The organism is Castellaniella sp. (assembly GCF_041675725.1).
Taxonomy (GTDB): Bacteria; Pseudomonadota; Gammaproteobacteria; order Burkholderiales; family Burkholderiaceae_B; genus Castellaniella.
Window position 1 is genome coordinate 1 of record NZ_JBAYTI010000056.1, and the last position, 16,870, is coordinate 16,870.

Sequence of the window (16,870 nt, forward strand, 5' to 3'; positions counted from 1 at the left end):
GCCGCCCCGATAGACGACGCGGCTCACGTGCTGGAGCAGTTCACCGGCGTCGATCAGGAACGAAGGCGGCTCGTGGCTCATGGCGATCTGGTTTCAATGCACCTGGACGCCCAGCACGTTGAACACGGCCTCGGCCACGTCGTCGATCGTGCCATGCGTCACCGCATCCACCGGCGAACGACCACCCAGTCCTTCGAGTGGTTCGGACAGCGCGCGGTAGATCGTCCAGTGGTCGATGCCCTCGACTTCCTGGAGCACGGTTTGGGTCAACTGTTGCTTCACCGGGTCGAGCTGCCAGTCGGGCAGTTTCTGGCCGCGCGGCCCCACGTTCAGCGCCAGCAGCCGACGGGCGAGGATGTCCTTGTAGATTTGCTGGCGCGACTTGTCCGCCAGCCTGGCGTACTTGGGGATCGACAGTTTGTCCGGCTGGTTGAAGGCTTCCAGCAGCACGGCGCGGCCTCGTTGAATGTCGGTTTCAGTCGGTGCCCAGCGCGTGTCAGCGCGTAGCGCGGCCGCCTTGCGTTGCAAGGCCTGCGCCACCGTTTCGCCTTCGAGGTTGGCGGGCAGCTTCACCGCCTCCACGCGCTCGTGGATGAACGCCTGCAACTCGGCCGCGAAAGCCGGAGCATCCCGGATTTCGACGCTATCCGCAAAGCGGCGCACGTCCTCCACCGTGACGCGCGGCAGACGACCGGCAATAGATTTGATGGCAGTGGGCATGGTCATCTCCCAGGTAGGTTTGAGACAAGATCATTTTGGTCTCCTTGATCTCGTTTGTCAACGTAGTCGCCTGAGAGAGCCTGCCCGGCGGTGTAGCGTCCCGGCAGCATAGGCCGGGGCCAGCGCCAGGTCACCGTCCAATCCATTGGAGCGGGTTCCACATTGATGCTGGGTCCTGGATATCGATGAACACTTCTTCACTCGCAAGCAGGGCTACGCCACTACGCTGATTGATCTGAAGAACCACAAGGTGTTCGATGTCGTGCTGGGGCGATCGAAGGCCAGTTTGCGCAGCTACCTCAAACGTTTGCCAGGTCGTGAGCATGTCCGCGTCATCGTCATGGATCTGTCTGAAACCTATCGCGCGATCGCGCGACAGTACTTCCCCAATGCCCTGATCGTGGCCGACCGCTTCCACGTCATTCGGCTGGTCAATCAGCACTTCCTCAAGCTCTGGCAACAGTACGATCCCGAGGGGCGCAGAAACCGGGGCCTGTTGAGCCTGATGCGCCGCCACCACTGGGAACTGTCGTCAGTACAGAAGGAGCGACTGCACCAGTACCTGGCCCAGTCGCCGGATGCTCTCACGCAGGGCCTAAATTTTGAAAACCACCGGAACAAGCCGTTGGTGCCCGAGGCCGGAATCGAACCGGCACGCCTTGCGGCGGGGGATTTTGAGTCCCCTGCGTCTACCAATTTCACCACTCGGGCAATCAGGGCGCTGAACAGCGGCCCGAAACAGGATGGCTATTATACGGTGTTTTTCTCCGCCAGCGCTTGCCGGCGCCAGGCGCCGGGGGTGATCCCGTGGGCGATCTTGAAGCTGCGCGCCATGTGGGCCGCGTCGGCAAACCCGCAATCGGCGGCGATGACGGACAGCGCCGAGCGGCTGTGCCGCAGCTTCCACTCCAGCAGGCGCAGGCGGGCAGCACGCGCCTGCGCCTGCGGCGTACTGCCCAAGTGCTCGCGAAACAGACGCTGCAGGTGGCGCACCGACACCCCGACACGCCCGGCCAGCTGATCGGCCGACAGGGGCTGCGCGGCATATTGCTCGATCAGTACCAGGGCGCGCTGCAAGGCAGCCGGGACTTCGGGCAGCACGGGGCGGGGGGCCGGCGCCAGTACGGCATGAGGGCCCGGTTCGGCCTGCTGCAGGCGCAGCAGCGCCTGGCGAATTTCAGGCTCGGGCACGTGTCGGCGAAGCAGCCGCAATGCCGTATCGAGCAAGGCGCCCGCCCCGCCGGCGCAGGTGATCCGGCGGCCATCCTGCACATACAGGCGGTCAGTCACCACCTGCCGCGGGTCGAGCGTTGGAAACCGCTGTATGAATGCGGGCCAATGGGCGGCGTTCAGGCTCAGGCGCCGGTCTGCCAGCAAGCCGGCTTCCGCCAGGGTGAACACGGCGCTGCACAGCCCCACCAAATGGCAGCCGGACCGCGCTGCGTCACGCAGCCAGGCGAGCAGGCGGGCGGACGCGGCACCTGTTTCCGGCGCGTGCGGCCCGCCCACGACCACGACGTGATCGAAGCGCGCCGCATCCCCCAGCAGGCCTTCGGGCACGACTTGAATGCCATTGGCGGAGCGCACCGGGATCAGGGTCTCGGCCACGATCTCGGCGGTGCACAGGGGCTGCCCATCGGCGGCAAGCGGCAGCAGGCTGATCACGTCGGCAAAAGGCGCCAGTGCGCCCAAGGCAAATTGAGGCAGCAGCACCACTCCGATACGGACTGTCATACGATCGATTCTTCTGAATAAGTCGTTTTTATTCAATTATGCATGATTTTTTGTTCAACACAAAATCAATCCTAGAGAATAATTCAAAAATTACTACGATAATGTCGTATTAGTTCAATAAAATTCATTCAGGCTCGCTAGAATCGACATAAAGACATTCATCCAGCAGGACATTCAACAGGACGCATCATGGCCTTATCGGTGTTCGATTTGTTCAAGATAGGCATCGGGCCTTCCAGCTCGCACACGGTGGGGCCCATGCGGGCCGCGCGCAATTTTGCCCAGAACCTTCACACCCGGGGGCTGTTCCCGTCACTGGCGCGCCTGTCCATCCACCTCTATGGCTCGCTTGCAGAAACGGGGGCGGGTCACCGTACCGACATGGGCATCATGCTGGGCCTTATGGGCGAGGCGCCCGACACGGTGGACCCTGCGGCCATTCCGGGCCTGATGCAGCAAGTGCACGGCAGCGGGCACCTGTCGGTGTGCGGCCGGCACCGTATTCCGTTCCAGCCCGGCCGGGTCTTTTCGGCGCGCATCCGGCCCATGCCCGAGCATCCCAACGGCATGCGTTTCATGGCCTTCGACGCCCAGGGCCGCTCGCTGCTCGACGAACGCTACGTATCCATCGGCGGGGGTTTCATCCGCGCACTGGACAGCATCGATACCGACGAAACCGTGCCGGCGCACGAACCCATGCCCTACCCTTTTGCCACCGGCAACGAACTGATGGCGCAATGCAGCCGGCATGGACTGAGCATCGCCCAGCTGATGATGGCCAACGAGACCGTTCTGCGCCCGCCTGAGGCAGTGCGCACGGGGGTGCTGCACATCGCCCGTGTGATGGACGACGCCATCGACCGCGGCTGCGGCCTGCAGTCTCCTCTGGCCGACGACATCCTGCCCGGCGGCCTCAAAGTACGCCGCCGCGCGCCCGCACTGTATCGGCAGCTACTGCACACGCCGCGCAACAACGACGACGTGATGTTCGCTATGGACTGGGTCAACCTGTACGCCATGGCCGTCAACGAGGAAAACGCCGCCAGCGGGCGCGTGGTCACGGCACCCACCAATGGCGCCTCGGGCCTGCTGCCCGCCGTATTGCGTTACTACCGCCGGTTCGTTCCGGGCTGGTCGGAAGACGGGGTGGTCGACTTCCTGCTCACGGCCGCCGCCATCGGCTTTTTGTACAAAAAGAATGCCTCCATCTCGGGGGCCGAGGTCGGCTGCCAGGGCGAGGTCGGGGTGGCCTGCTCCATGGCGGCGGCAGGCCTGACCGCAGTCCAGGGCGGCACGGTGGCGCAAATAGAAAATGCCGCCGAAATCGGCATGGAACACAACCTGGGCCTCACCTGCGACCCGGTCGGCGGCCTGGTTCAGATTCCCTGTATCGAGCGCAACGCCATGGGCGGCAACAAGGCCATCAATGCGTCGCGCCTGGCGCTGCACGGCGACGGCCGGCACCACGTGTCGCTCGACAACGTCATCGAGACCATGCGCCAGACCGGGGCTGACATGAAGTCCAAATATAAAGAGACTTCACGCGGCGGCCTGGCCGTGAACGTGGTCGAATGCTAGTGGCGGCGCCCGGGCATCGCCCCGATCGGGCCACAATCTGCGATCATTGGGGTTTTGCCCGACCGGAGACACGATGAGCGCTGCCACCCCCACACCTGAAAACGCGACGCCCCAGGCGTTGCGCGTGCGTATCGAACGCGACTTCGCCCGTTCCGGCCTGATGCTGCACCTGGGGGCCCACCTGGGCGACGTCGCCCCGGGGCGCGTGCACATCCACCTGCCTTTTTCGGCCAGCGTCACCCAACACCTCGGGCTGTTCCACGCCGGGGCCACGTCGGCCATCGCGGATGCGGCAGGGGGCTGGTCGGCCCTGACGCTGCAGCCGCCCGGGCATACGGTGCTGACCGTCGAATTCAAGATCAATCTGCTGGCGCCCGCGCAAGGCGAATCGCTCGAAGCGGTGGGTCGGGTGGTGCGCAGCGGGCGCACGCTGACGGTCTGCCAAGTCGACGTATTTGCGCTTCAGGCGGGCGAAAAAGCCGCAATCGCCCTGATGCAGCAGACCATCATCGCCGTGCCGGAGCGCCAGTCATGAGCCGCCGCATCCCATTTTCCGTATTGGACCTGGCCCCTATCCGAGAAGGGGGCGATGCGGCCGAATCCTTCCGTCATTCCATCGACCTGGCCCGACACGCCGAAACCCTCGGATACCGGCGTTTCTGGATGGCCGAGCACCATGGCATGCCGGGTATCGCCAGCGCTGCGACCGCCGTGCTGATCGGCCACGTCGCCGGGGCGACGCAACGCATTCGCGTCGGGGCCGGCGGGATCATGCTGCCGAACCACTCGCCACTGGTGATCGCCGAGCAATTCGGGACACTCGATGCCCTCTATCCCGGGCGCATCGACCTGGGCCTGGGCCGGGCGCCAGGTTCAGACCAGGTCACGGCTCGCGCCTTGCGGCGCAACCTGGCCAGCCATCCGGATGCCTTCCCCAACGACGTCGCCGAACTCATGGATTATTTTGCCGGCCAGGGCCCTGTGCCCGCGGTTCCGGGCGCAGGGGCCCGCGTGCCTGTCTGGATCCTGGGCTCGAGCCTGTTCGGGGCTCAATTGGCCGCCGCGCTGGGCCTGCCCTATGCCTTCGCCTCACACTTCGCGCCCGCCCAGATGCGGGATGCGGTGGCCCTGTACCGCCGCCTGTTTCGCCCCTCGGTCCACCTCGACAAGCCTTACGTGATGCTGGGCTACAACGTGTATGCAGCGGACACGGACGAAGAAGCCCACTGGCTGGCCAGCTCCTGGCAGCAATCGGTCATCAGCCTGCGCACCGGGCAGCCTGTGCGCCTGCCAGCGCCTGTAGAAGGGTATGTCGACTCATTGCCGCCGGGCGCACGCGACCTGCTCGATCATGTGCAGGCCTGTACCGCGATTGGTTCGGCAGACACGGTGGCCGCCACCATGCAGGCCTTCATCGACGACACCAGGGTCGATGAGCTGATCCTGGCCTGCAATATCTACGATCCGGCCGCGCGCCTGCGCTCTTTCGGGATCGCGGCGGGCTTGATGAGCCCGGCCTGACCAGCGGCGCCTGGACGGGGGTCGGGTTTGAACAAGGGCTGGGGCTGAACGCAGGCCTCAGCCTCGCGCCAGGGTCAGCGGCGACACGGGCAGGGCCCGTTTATGGGCACTGGCGCGCCAGGCGGCGATGATGATGTCCCAAGCCTCGGGCGCAATCTCGCGCCCCTCGAGGAAATCGTCGATCTGTTCATAGGTGACCCCGAAGGCGTCCTCGTCGGGCTTGAGCGGGCGCAGCGCTTCGAGATCGGCCGTGGGCACTTTGAAAACCAAGCCGTCAGCCGCCCCCATGGCCAGCGCCAGGGCCCTGACCCGCCGCTTGTTCAGCCCTGCCAGGGGCATGACATCGGCCGCTCCGTCGCCAAACTTGGTGAAAAACCCCATGAGAGACTCGGCAGCGTGGTCGGTGCCCACCACCAGCGCGCCGCGCGCGCCAGCCACGGCATACTGGGCCACCATGCGCTCGCGCGCCTTGATGTTGCCGTGGATGAAGTCCTGCTGGGCAGGGTCGCGGAACGCCAGGCCGGCGCCCAGCAGGGCCCCGAGCAGGGCGCTGGAGGCCGGCTCGATGTCGACCGTCAGCGTTTCATCGGGGCCGATCAGCGCCAGCCCGGCCTGGGCATCGGCCTCGTCGGCCTGCTGGCCGCAGGGCAGGCGCATGGCCACGAACTGAGCCGCATGGCCCTGTGCCCGCGCCCGTTCGACCGCCCGCTGCGCCAGCAGCCCGGCCGCCAGGGAATCCACCCCGCCGCTGATGCCCAACACCAGGCCCCGTGCCCCGGTCTGGCGCAGGTAATGCGCCAGAAAATCCACCCGCCGGGCGATTTCGGCGTGTGCGTCGAACGCATCGACCACACCCAGGCTGGTACGGATCTGTGCCTGGAGGGCTTGTTGGGCGGGGCTGAGCACGGTGAAGTCTCCTGGAACGGCCGCTCAGGCTGGTGGCTCGAAGCGATCGAGCACGGCGCCCGTGCTGGCGTCTGAACAATTGAATGCGAACTTGGCCTGCACGCCGCGCAGGTAGCGGGGCTTGGGCGGGGTCCAGGCGGCCCGGCGCCGGGCGATGACATCGTCTGGCACATTCAGTTGGAGCAATTGCCGATGGGCGTCGATGGTGATGGAATCGCCCTCTTCGATCAGCGCGATGGTGCCGCCCACCGCCGCCTCGGGGGCCACGTGACCGACCACCATGCCCCAGGTCCCCCCGGAGAAGCGGCCATCGGTGATCAGGCCGACCGAATCCCCCAGGCCCTCGCCCACCAGGGCGCTGGTGGGGGCCAGCATCTCGGGCATGCCCGGCCCGCCCTTGGGGCCCAGGTAGCGCAGGACCATGACGTCGCCCGCCTGGATGCGCCCGGCGAGGATCGCCTCCATGGCCGACGGTTCGTCGTCGAAGACCCGGGCCGGACCGGTAATGGCGGGATTCTTCAGGCCGGTGATCTTGGCCACTGCGCCGAGCTCGGCCAGATTGCCCTTGAGGATCGCCAGATGACCCTCGGCGTACAGCGCCTGACTGATGGGAAAGATGATGTCCTGGTCGGCCGGTGGGGTGTCCGGTACGTTGGCCAGGACTTCGGCGATGGTCTGACCGGTGATGGTGATGCAGTCGCCATGGAGCAGGCCGGCGTTGAGCAGGATTTTCATCACCTGGGGCACGCCGCCCGCCCTGTGGAAGTCGACCGCCAGGTACTCGCCGCTGGGCTTGAGGTTGCAGATCACCGGTACCTTGCGGCGCACCCGCTCGAAGTCGTCGATCGTCCATTCGACCTCGGCCGCATGGGCGATGGCCAGGATGTGCAACACGGCGTTGGTGGAGCCGCCCGTGGCCATGACCACGGCCACGGCATTCTCGAGGGATTTGCGGTTGACGATGTCACGCGGCTTGAGATCCATTTCGACCGCTTTGAGTAGCACCCGGCCGGACTCTGCGGCGGAATCGAGCTTTTCCTGGTGCACGTTGGCCATGGTCGATGAATACGGCAGGCTCATGCCCATGACCTCGAAGGCCGAGCTCATGGTGTTGGCCGTATACATGCCCCCGCACGAACCACTGCACGGGATGGCGTTCATTTCGATATTGCGCAGGTCTTCGGCGCTCATGCGCCCGGCGGCGTGCTCGCCCACCGCCTCGAACACGCTGACGATGTTCAGATCTTTGCCGTTATAGTGGCCGGGCAGGATGGTGCCGCCATAGACGTAGATGGAGGGCACGTTGGCGCGCAGCATGCCCATCATGCCGCCGGGCATGTTTTTGTCGCAGCCGCCGATGACCAGCACACCGTCCATCCACTGGCCCTGCACGCAGGTTTCGACGCAGTCGGCAATCACCTCGCGCGAGACCAGCGAATATTTCATGCCCTCGGTACCCATGGCCATGCCATCCGAAATAGTGGGCGTGCCGAACATTTGCGGGTTGCCGCCCGCCTCTTTGATGGCGGCCGCCGCCGCATCGGCCAGGGGCTGCAGACCGCTGTTGCACGGCGTGATCGTGCTCTGGCCATTGGCGATGCCGATCATGGGCTTGCTGAAATCTTCTTCGGTATAGCCCAATGCGTAATACATGGAGCGGTTCGGGGCCCGCTCCACCCCCTGAGTGATGTGTGCGGAACGCAGCTTCTTGGCCATGACAGGATCCTTGATTGAAATGCAGCAGAGTAGTCAAGTGTAAGGTGTTTACACGATCACTGTGAACCCTTGGCCACGCCTTGGCGCCAGCGCCAAGCCCCCGCGCCGGCAGGCCACCGGGCTGGCCTGACGCTCAGAAGGCGCGCCGGGCGGCCTGGGCCAGCTGTTCCAGAAACGGATAGTCCAGCACCTGCCACTCGCGCCGGGCCCCTTGTATGCGCTTGTGGCTGACCCATTCGGCCAGCATGCGGCTGAGCGTTTCGGCGCGCACCCCCAGATGCACCGCCAGCTGGCGCTGGGTCAGCGGCAGGCGGATGCGGCCATCGGCCTCTTCAGGCAGACGCAGAAGATATTCGGCCAACCGCTGGGCCGCTGTGCTGTCGCTGAACCACTCGACCTCGTTGATGCGCCGGTAGATCTGATCGCTGAGCCGCGCCAGCAACCGCAGAGCCAGCTCGGGCCAGGCCTGGCACACGGCCAACAGGCCCTGACGCTTGAGGCACAGCACAATGCCATCGCCCCGCGCCCGGGCCTGCATGGGGTAGCGTCCATGGGACATGAACATGGCGGTCTCGGCCAGCAACTGACCCGTGCGGAAAATATGGAAGACCCGCTCGAGCCCCTCTTGCGTATGCCGCAGAACTTCGACCTGCCCACTGAGCACGTACAGATATTCGATGGCTTCGTCACCCTCGTTGAACAGGGTTTCGCCATCCTGGACGTGCAGGATGGCCATATTGAGAAGCAGCTGGGCGCCGCACTCTGGAGGCAGCCCCTGAAACAGGGGGTGGCCCAGAACCAGGGCCGGACAATCCGGGGTCGCAACAGAGCGTTTCATCGATCAGGCACCAAAAGACACCGAACATGATACCGCACCCCCGCCAGCGCGCCGACGCAAAACACGCCATCGCCTGAAAACCCTTATCATGATTGCTGCGACACACCACGCCCAGCCGGGCGCCGGTTTTTGCCCCCACCCGAACCCACCCACCGGAGCCGCCGCGATGCCCGATCCTTCGCCCGAAGTCATCAGCCCCCTGCGCCAGGATATCCGGCTGCTGGGCAAGACCCTGGGCGAAGTCATCCGCGACAGCGAGGGCCGGGCCATGTTCGACGTCATCGAGCGCCTGCGCCGTGCCGCCGTCAAATTCCGGCGGGCGGGATCAGACCGCGATGGCCGCCTGCTCGAACGTCAGATCCGGCGCCTGGCCAATGGCGAAGTCAATTCCGTGGTTCGGGCCTTCAGCTATTTCCTGCACCTCTCCAACATCGCCGAAGACCGCGACCAGACCCGCCGGCAGCACCAGCAGTGGCACGATCAGGGCGGCAACGTGCCCGGCAGCCTCGAGCACGCGCTCGAGCTCCTGCAGGCCAACGGCCTCAGCAAGGCGCGCATCCGCAGACAACTGGCCGAAGCCTGTATCGTGCCGGTGCTCACGGCGCATCCCACCGAAGTCCAGCGCAAAAGCACGCTCGATCTGCACCAGGCCATCGCGCGTCAGTTGCGCCACATGGACAGGATCCAGGGGGCGCCGGATTCGGCCCGTTCCCAGGAACACCTGACCGGCCTGATCGCATCCCTGTGGCAGACGCGCATGCTGCGCCAAAGCAGGCTCACCGTGCTGGACGAGATCGACAATGCGCTGACGTACTACACCAGCACCTTCTTCAGCACCCTGCCCCAGCTGCATCTCGACATGAGCCGGCTACTGCGCAGGCCGGCAAAATCGATCTTCGCCATCGACAACACGCCCCTGCCGGCTTTCATGCACATGGGCAGCTGGATCGGCGGCGACCGCGACGGCAACCCCAACGTGGATGCCGCCACGCTCGAGCAGGCCCTGCTGCGCCAATGTGCCCACGTGCTGCGCCACTACCTGGCCGAAGTGCACGAACTCGCCATCGAGCTGTCCATCTCGCAGTCCATGATGCGGGTCACGCCCGAGCTCGCCGAACTGGCCGCACAAAGCCGCGACGGATCCGAGCACCGCCGCGACGAGCCCTATCGCCGGGCCTGCATCCACATCTACGCCCGGCTGGCCGCCACGGCCCAGGCGCTGACCGGGCGCACCCTCGCGCGGCGGCAGGTGTACGCCGCGGCGCCCTACGCGTCGGCCGCCGCGTTCGCACAAGATCTGAAGACCGTGGCAGACTCGCTGGACATCCACCACGGCACCCTGGTGGCGCGCCTGCGTCTTGCGCCGCTGTGCCAGGCCGTGGAAATCTTCGGCCTGCACCTGGCCACTGTAGACCTGCGCCAAAGCTCCGACGTGCACGAACGCGTTCTGGCCGAACTCATGCAGCAGGCGGCCGTCACCCTCGATGGCAAACCCGTGGATTACGCCCAGCTGTCCGAGGCGGACCGCATCCGGGTCCTGCGCCAGGAACTGCGCGAACCCCGCCCCCTGGTATCCCCCTGGATCACGTACTCCGCCGAAACCCAGAAAGAACTGGGCATTCTGCGTATGGCGGCCCGCTGCCGCGAGCGCTTCGGCGCAGCCGCCATACGCCAGGCCATCGTCTCGCACACCGAGACCCTGAGCGACTTGCTCGAGGTCCTGGTGCTGCAGCAGGAAACCGGGCTCATCGCCCCTACGGTCAATGATCGCAGCCCGCAAAGCGGCCTGATGGTGGTGCCGCTGTTCGAGACCATTCCAGACCTCGAACGCGGCCCGGACATCATGGATGCCTGGCTGGGCCTGCCGGAAGTGGCCGCGCGCGTGCGCCACGCGCAGCAAGGCATACAGGAAGTCATGCTGGGCTACTCGGACAGCAACAAGGATGGCGGATACCTGACCTCGAACTGGTCGCTCTACCAGGCCGAGCGCCGCCTGGTGGCCGTCTTCGAACGCCACCGGGTACGCCTGCGGCTGTTTCACGGCCGCGGCGGGTCGGTTGGGCGCGGAGGCGGCCCCAGCTACGATTCCATTCTGTCGCAACCACCCGGCACGGTGAACTACCAGATCCGCCTGACCGAACAGGGCGAAATCATCCAGGGCCGGTACAAAGATGCCGAGGTCGGGCGCTGGCACCTCGAGCTCTTCGTGGCCGCCACGCTCGAAGCCAGCCTGGCGGCCACCACCTCCAGCACGCAGGCAGAAGACGAATACGCGGCCCGCTATGGGCAGGCCATGGCCTGGATGTCGGACACGGCCCAGGCCGCCTATCGCAACCTGGTCTACGAAACCGACGGGTTTACCGACTACTTCTTTTCCTCGACCCCCATCCGCGAAATCGCGGGGCTGAACATCGGCTCGCGCCCCTCCTCACGCAAGGCCCTCGACCACATCGAAGACCTGCGCGCCATCCCCTGGTCCTTCTCGTGGGCGCAATGCCGCCTGCCGCTGCCTGGCTGGTATGGCATGGGGACGGCGCTCGCCCGCTACCTGGAGGAAGGCGGCCCGGATCACGCGCTGACGCGCGACGAACGCCTGCTGCGCCTGCAGGCCATGGCGCGCGACTGGCCCTTCTTTCGTACCCTGCTCTCGAACATGGAACAGGTGCTGGCCAAGACGGACCTGGCCATAGGCCGCGCCTATTCCGAACTGCTGGCCGACAAGGTCCTGCGCAGGCAGATCTTCGAGCGCATCGCCGCCGAATACCACCGGGCCCTGGATTTGTTCCACGTCATCACGGGGCACGCCCTGCTCGCCCACGATGCTCCGCTGAAAGCCGCCCTGGCCGAGCGCTTTGCCTATATCGACCCGCTCAATCACCTGCAGGTCGAGCTGCTGCGGCGGGTGCGCTCGGCCCCCGGCATGAGCCACGCCCCAGACGAACAAGAAACACGCGACCAGCGCGCCATCCACATGACCATCAACGGGATTGCGGCCGGCCTGCGCAATTCAGGCTGACGTACGCCGTACGGCGGCGGCGCGTCTGAAAACACAGGCGTACAATCGGATGCCTTGCCATCAGACCAGGACGCCCTCATGTTCCCGAAGCGACTCACCGACGGCTACGCCTCATTTCTGCACGGACGGCTGGAAACCGAGCGCGCCCGCTACCTCGACCTGGCCGAAAATGGCCAGCATCCCAGTATCATGCTGATCAGCTGCGGCGACTCCCGGGTCGCCCCGGAAACCATTTTCGATGCGGGCCCCGGTGAAATGTTCGTGGTGCGCAACATCGCCGGCATCGTCCCACCCTGCGAACCAACCTCTCAAAATGCCTTTCACGGCACCAGCGCCTGCATCGAATTCGGCGTCAACGCGCTGGAAGTCAGCGACATCGTGGTCATGGGTCACGCCAGCTGCGGCGGGGTGGCGGCTTACGTGAATCAGTCCCCGCCCCTGACGCGCCCGGACTTCATCGGCAAATGGATGTCGCAGATCGCCCCGGTGGCCGACAAGGTCGGCCCACAGACAGGGGATCGCGCCGACTGGATCCGCCGCATGGAGTGGGGCGTGGTCGAATACAGCCTGGACAACCTGCTCACCTTTCCGGCGGTACACGAGCGCGTCGATGCGGGCACGCTGCGCCTGCATGGCGCCTATTTCGGCGTAGCCACCGGCGTCCTGTTCATTCGCGATCCGCACACCGGCCGCTTCGAACCCTATCAGGAATAAACCGCCAGCCAGGCCAGCGCCTCGTTCACCGGCATGGGCCGTGCAATGGCGTATCCCTGCGCCATGTCGCAACCCATCTCGGCCAGCACGCCAAGCGCTTCGACGGACTCGACCCCTTCGGCCACCGCCACCAGCTGCAGGGTATGGCTCATGTCGATGATGGCGCGCACGATGGCCCGCGTGTCATCGTCATCCAACACGTTGGCCACGAACGAATGATCGATCTTCAGGGTATCCACCGGCAGGCGGGTGAGATACGCGAACGACGAATAGCCCGTGCCAAAATCATCGACCGCAATCCGCACGCCCAGATCCTGCAGGGTGCGCAAGGCATCCATCGCGCGCGCCGGATCCCCCATGATCACCCGCTCGGTGACCTCTAGTTCGAGCAGGTGCGCGGGCAGCTTGTGTCGCCCCAGGGTGGCCGCGACCTGGCGCGGAAAGCGCAGATTGAGCAGGTTGCGCACCGAGATATTGACGGCGACCCCCACGCCGGGATGATGGGCCTGCCAGCCGGCGCATTCCATCACGGCCCGATCGACCACCCAGCGGGTGAAAGCGTGCACCATGTCGCTGGCCTCGATCATGGGAATGAATTCGCCCGGGGCCACCAGGCCCCGATCCGGATGCTGCCAGCGGGCCAGGGCTTCGAAGCGGGCTACGCTGCCCGCCCGAGAGAGCCCTGCCTGCAGCCGCACCTTGGGCTGGTAATGCAAAAGAAACTGATTCTGCACCAACGCCACCCGCAGCTCGCCCCGCAGCATCAGGCCCTTGTACATCTGCGTGTAATCGCGCTCGTCACAAACGCCAATGCTGGCGCTTTCGCTGCGCGCCCGGCGCAAGGCGGCATCGGCATAGCGGATCAGGTCTTCGGGCCGGTAGTCGCGCCCGGCCAGGTCCGCCAGCACGACCACCCCGAACGTGGCGCTGACCCGCAATTGCAGGTTGTTCAGGTTGAACGGCGCCCGCATCTGGGTCACCAGGTGCTCCACTTCGCGCAGCTTCACGGCCTGGGGGTCCTGCAGCAGGAAGACGAACTCGTCGCCGCTCAGGCGCGCAAGCAGGCAGTCCGCCCCCAATTCCTCGCGCAAGCGCCCCGCCACCTGGACCAGCAGCTGGTCGCCCGTTCCGTGTCCCAGCGCTGCGTTGACTTCCTTGAAGTCATCCAGATTGCCCAGTACCAGCACCCCCGCCAGCGACTGCACGGATGACGCAGAGGTGGGGGGCGCCACCCGAACCCCCAGCCGGCGCAGGAACTCAGGCCGATTCAGCAGGCCCGTGAGCGCGTCGTGCGTGGCGCGCCAGTTCAGGGCCTCCTGGCGGGCCCGTTGTTCGGTGAGATCCTGTATCACCAGGACCTCGGCCGCCACGCCGGAGAACGTCAGCGGCAGGCGTCGGACCTCGACATGACGTTCGTCGCCCCGGGCGCCCCGGTGGATCTCGACGGTCCGCGGTGGGTCGGCCTCCTGCCCCACCGTCCGAAGGCGCAGCTGACTGATGGTCAGGCGCAGGAAATCCGCCTGCCGGTACCCATACATCAGCTCGGCCTGCTGATTGGCCGCCAGGAAAAACCCGTTTTCGGAGCCCCGCACCAGCATGGGTGTGGGGCTGCTGTCGAACAGCGCCCGATAACTGCTCTCGGAATGCTCCAGTGAATTTTGGTAGCGCTGCACGGCTTCTGCCATGTCGTCGAATTGCTGGCCGATCAGCCGCCATTCGCGACCCTTCAAGCGATGCGCCACGCGCGACGAAAAATCACGCGCGGCCAGGCGCCGCACGGCATCGCCCAGCATGTCCAGGCTGCGCCCAGCGGCCAGCTGGACCAGGCCCCAGGCCGCCAACAGGGCCAGCATCAGCAACAGCCCCATGATCAGCACGCCGGCCCACAAGGCCTGGCGGGCTTCGGCCCGCAAGCTGTCCAGCGGGACCTGATACCGCATGGACAAACCGCGGTCATCCCCTTCCGGCCCCGCCGGCAGAGAAAGTTCGAGCCAGGTCTGGCGCTGGTCGTCCTGGACCAGCCGGCTCTGCAGGCCGACTGCGCCTTCGGGGTAAGGATCGAACTGACCGCCCGGCAGCTGTTGCGCCGCCCATTGATGAGGCAAGGCCCGCCCATTGCGATCCAGAACCCACAGGCGGGCGCCTGGCATCAGCTGGGGTGGAACCGCATCCATCTGCAGGAGACGGAGATCGAGCGCGGCAAATAGCACCCCCGCCAGCGCGCCGACCGGATCCGTGATGCGCAGCGCCAGCACGACGACCGTATGACGCGTGAGTCGCCCCACGAGGAAACCACTGGTAACCACATCGGGCGCCTGCACCGCCGCCTGGAAATAATCGCGGTCACCCAGATATTGCCGCGTGGGGCCGGCGCCGGGCGTCGCTGCACAGACCACGTGACCGTCCGCGTCGGCCATTCCGAGGTTGGTGTAGGTCGGTATGTGCGCCACCAGCAACGACAGGTATTCAGAGCACTCGTCCCAGCGCCGATAGCGCAACACGGGCGAATGGGACAAGGCCGTCAACAACTGACGGGCATCGTCGATCAGCGCCCGGTCGTAGGCCGCTACGTATTGAATCAGGGTTTCCGCACGGCGCTGGCTGTCATCCAGTGACGCATGGTATTGGCGCACCACGTAATAACCCATGCCCGCCATGGCCGGTATCGTGGCCACCAGAACGACGAGCAGGAAACGTGCCCTGACACTGCCCCAAAGATGCTGCCAATAGCGCGATCCCCGGAAAAACCCCGGATGCTTCCCTTGATCGGCCAACCACTGTCTCCCAACCTTTGTGCCGTACGAACACCGCACCGCCGGCACAGCACCGAAAATATACGATGACAAATGTCTACTGAGACCAGTGACTTTGCCTTATTTGTAGAGAAATCGGCGTATCGTTATGAAGTAAAGCACGTTCTGCCTGCTTGTTCAATGCTTCAAGGATTTTTTATGAAAACACGTATGGATTACTTCAAGGTGGCCCCCGAACTGATGGAGGCCGTGTTGCACATGGAAAAAACCGCCAAGGGGGCCGGGTTGGATCCCCTGCTCTACGAACTGGTGAAAACGCGGGCATCACAGATCAACGGTTGCGCCTATTGCCTACACATGCACACGGCCGACGCCCGCAAACTGGGCGAGACCGAAATGCGCCTGTACCTGCTCAGCGCCTGGCACGAATCCAGCCTGTACACGCCCGCCGAACGCGCCGCACTGGCCTGGACGGAAGCCCTCACCCTGATTGCCGAGCGCGGCGCCCCCGATGACGTCTACGAAGAACTGACCCAGCACTTCAACGACAAACAAATCGTGGCCCTGACCCTGCTCATCAACACCATCAACACCTGGAACCGTTTCGCCCTGGGGTTCAAGTCGCAACACCCGGTTCCCTGAAACATCCGATCCCCTGAATCCGCCATGACACACGCCATCGAAGCCCGGCGCGCCGCCTTCAAGGCCTTGCACCAGCAAGGCTGCTTCATCATCCCCAACCCCTGGGACATCGGCAGCGCCGTCCTGTTGCAGCACATGGGGTTCAAGGCCCTTGCCAGCACCAGTTCGGGGCATGCCTGGTCGGTGGGGCAACAGGATGGCCGGGTTCCCTTGGCACAGGTACTCGACCACCTGCGCCAACTGGTACAGGCGGTCGATCTGCCCATCAACGCCGATTTCGTCGCAGGCTACGCAGACACCCCAAAAGGGGTGGAAACCCACGTACACCAAGCCGTGGATACCGGTATTGCGGGCCTCTCCATCGAAGACGCCACGGGCGATCCCGCCCACCCCCTGCGCGAGCAGTCCGACGCGGTCGAGCGCATCCAGGCGGCGCGCCAGGCCATCGACCACGCCGGCGGTACCGTGCTGCTGGTGGGCCGGGCCGAAAACTTCCTGGCGGGCCAGCCCGATCTGGATGGCACGGCCCGGCGCTTGCAGGCTTATGCCGAAGCCGGCGCCGATTGCCTGTATGCCCCCGGCATCCACTCAGAAGAACATATCCGCATTCTGGTTCAGGCCGTGGCGCCCAAGCCGTTGAACGTGCTGATCGGCAGCAACCACACCCTGACCCTCGCCGACCTGGCTGGCCTGGGGGTACGGCGCATCAGCGTGGGCGGCGCACTGGCCCGC

Annotated in this window: 13 protein-coding genes, 1 tRNA gene and 1 pseudogene; 8 read left to right on the forward strand and 7 right to left on the reverse strand. The window is 65.4% G+C overall.

The genetic code is table 11. From position 1 onward, the window contains the following. Positions 1-93: 93 nt before the first annotated feature. The gene (locus tag WCZ84_RS10935; RefSeq protein ID WP_372686309.1) at positions 94-720 is read right to left on the reverse strand and encodes an integrase; all 627 of its coding nucleotides are present in this window, start codon (positions 718-720) and stop codon (positions 94-96) included. Positions 721-955: 235 nt separating this feature from the next. Between WCZ84_RS10935 and WCZ84_RS10940 the strand changes: the two are divergent. After that, positions 956-1,240: pseudogene (locus tag WCZ84_RS10940) on the forward strand (transposase); the annotation flags it as partial. 106 nt (positions 1,241-1,346) lie between these two features. Here WCZ84_RS10940 and WCZ84_RS10945 read toward each other — a convergent pair. Beyond that, a tRNA-Leu gene (locus tag WCZ84_RS10945) sits at positions 1,347-1,431 on the reverse strand. 39 nt (positions 1,432-1,470) lie between these two features. Then, on the reverse strand, positions 1,471-2,454 hold the full coding sequence (locus WCZ84_RS10950; protein WP_372686310.1) for a GlxA family transcriptional regulator: 984 nt from the start codon (positions 2,452-2,454) through the stop codon (positions 1,471-1,473). Positions 2,455-2,643: 189 nt separating this feature from the next. On the opposite strand from WCZ84_RS10950, the gene WCZ84_RS10955 reads away from it, so the two are divergent. From WCZ84_RS10955 to WCZ84_RS10965, 3 genes are all read left to right on the forward strand, one after another. Further along, the gene (locus WCZ84_RS10955) at positions 2,644-4,032 is read left to right on the forward strand and encodes an L-serine ammonia-lyase (protein WP_372686311.1); all 1,389 of its coding nucleotides are present in this window, start codon (positions 2,644-2,646) and stop codon (positions 4,030-4,032) included. 73 nt (positions 4,033-4,105) lie between these two features. Further along, positions 4,106-4,567: a PaaI family thioesterase gene (locus WCZ84_RS10960; RefSeq protein WP_372686312.1), complete on the forward strand. Its 462-nt coding sequence runs from the start codon at positions 4,106-4,108 to the stop codon at positions 4,565-4,567. Then, on the forward strand, positions 4,564-5,553 hold the full coding sequence (locus tag WCZ84_RS10965; RefSeq protein ID WP_372686313.1) for an LLM class flavin-dependent oxidoreductase: 990 nt from the start codon (positions 4,564-4,566) through the stop codon (positions 5,551-5,553). Before WCZ84_RS10960 ends, WCZ84_RS10965 begins: the two co-directional genes overlap by 4 nt. A 57-nt stretch (positions 5,554-5,610) precedes the next feature. Here the strand turns inward: WCZ84_RS10965 and nadE are convergent, their stop codons facing one another. The 3 genes from nadE to WCZ84_RS10980 all read right to left on the reverse strand — a co-directional run bounded on the left by nadE (position 5,611) and on the right by WCZ84_RS10980 (position 9,013). Continuing rightward, positions 5,611-6,459: an ammonia-dependent NAD(+) synthetase gene (gene nadE, locus WCZ84_RS10970; RefSeq protein ID WP_372686314.1), complete on the reverse strand. Its 849-nt coding sequence runs from the start codon at positions 6,457-6,459 to the stop codon at positions 5,611-5,613. 24 nt (positions 6,460-6,483) lie between these two features. Next, positions 6,484-8,175, reverse strand: a complete 1,692-nt coding sequence (gene ilvD, locus WCZ84_RS10975; RefSeq protein WP_372686315.1) for a dihydroxy-acid dehydratase — start codon at positions 8,173-8,175, stop codon at positions 6,484-6,486. 133 nt (positions 8,176-8,308) lie between these two features. Further along, positions 8,309-9,013, reverse strand: coding sequence for a Crp/Fnr family transcriptional regulator (locus tag WCZ84_RS10980; RefSeq protein ID WP_372686316.1), 705 nt, complete (start codon positions 9,011-9,013; stop codon positions 8,309-8,311). A 166-nt stretch (positions 9,014-9,179) separates the two neighbouring features. Between WCZ84_RS10980 and ppc the strand changes: the two genes are divergently transcribed. Together ppc and WCZ84_RS10990 are read left to right on the forward strand one after the other, a co-directional pair. Beyond that, on the forward strand, positions 9,180-12,029 hold the full coding sequence (gene ppc / locus WCZ84_RS10985) for a phosphoenolpyruvate carboxylase (protein ID WP_372686317.1): 2,850 nt from the start codon (positions 9,180-9,182) through the stop codon (positions 12,027-12,029). Positions 12,030-12,107: 78 nt separating this feature from the next. After that, positions 12,108-12,743, forward strand: a complete 636-nt coding sequence (locus WCZ84_RS10990; RefSeq protein ID WP_372686318.1) for a carbonic anhydrase — start codon at positions 12,108-12,110, stop codon at positions 12,741-12,743. Here WCZ84_RS10990 and WCZ84_RS10995 read toward each other — a convergent pair. Continuing rightward, positions 12,734-15,517 (reverse strand): EAL domain-containing protein, encoded by a 2,784-nt coding sequence (locus WCZ84_RS10995; RefSeq protein WP_372686319.1) that lies wholly within the window; start codon positions 15,515-15,517, stop codon positions 12,734-12,736. The genes WCZ84_RS10990 and WCZ84_RS10995 overlap by 10 nt on opposite strands. Positions 15,518-15,694: 177 nt before the next feature. Here WCZ84_RS10995 and WCZ84_RS11000 point away from each other — a divergent pair, with 177 nt between their 5' ends. Beyond that, entirely contained in the window at positions 15,695-16,138 is a 444-nt protein-coding gene (locus tag WCZ84_RS11000) for a carboxymuconolactone decarboxylase family protein (protein WP_372686320.1), read from the forward strand. A 24-nt stretch (positions 16,139-16,162) separates the two neighbouring features. After that, a partial coding sequence (locus WCZ84_RS11005; protein WP_372686321.1) for an oxaloacetate decarboxylase occupies positions 16,163-16,870 on the forward strand: 708 nt, incomplete at its 3' end.

Bases quoted from the DNA above. Each gene is read 5' to 3' on its own strand.
- WCZ84_RS10935 (WP_372686309.1), bottom strand. From the start codon at position 720: ATGCCCACTGCCATCAAATCTATTGCCGGTCGTCTGCCGCGCGTCACG.
- WCZ84_RS10950 (WP_372686310.1), bottom strand. From the start codon at position 2,454: ATGACAGTCCGTATCGGAGTGGTGCTGCTGCCTCAATTTGCCTTGGGC.
- WCZ84_RS10955 (WP_372686311.1), top strand. From the start codon at position 2,644: ATGGCCTTATCGGTGTTCGATTTGTTCAAGATAGGCATCGGGCCTTCC.
- WCZ84_RS10960 (WP_372686312.1), top strand. From the start codon at position 4,106: ATGAGCGCTGCCACCCCCACACCTGAAAACGCGACGCCCCAGGCGTTG.
- WCZ84_RS10965 (WP_372686313.1), top strand. From the start codon at position 4,564: ATGAGCCGCCGCATCCCATTTTCCGTATTGGACCTGGCCCCTATCCGA.
- ilvD (WP_372686315.1), bottom strand. From the start codon at position 8,175: ATGGCCAAGAAGCTGCGTTCCGCACACATCACTCAGGGGGTGGAGCGG.
- WCZ84_RS10980 (WP_372686316.1), bottom strand. From the start codon at position 9,013: ATGAAACGCTCTGTTGCGACCCCGGATTGTCCGGCCCTGGTTCTGGGC.
- ppc (WP_372686317.1), top strand. From the start codon at position 9,180: ATGCCCGATCCTTCGCCCGAAGTCATCAGCCCCCTGCGCCAGGATATC.
- WCZ84_RS10990 (WP_372686318.1), top strand. From the start codon at position 12,108: ATGTTCCCGAAGCGACTCACCGACGGCTACGCCTCATTTCTGCACGGA.
- WCZ84_RS11000 (WP_372686320.1), top strand. From the start codon at position 15,695: ATGAAAACACGTATGGATTACTTCAAGGTGGCCCCCGAACTGATGGAG.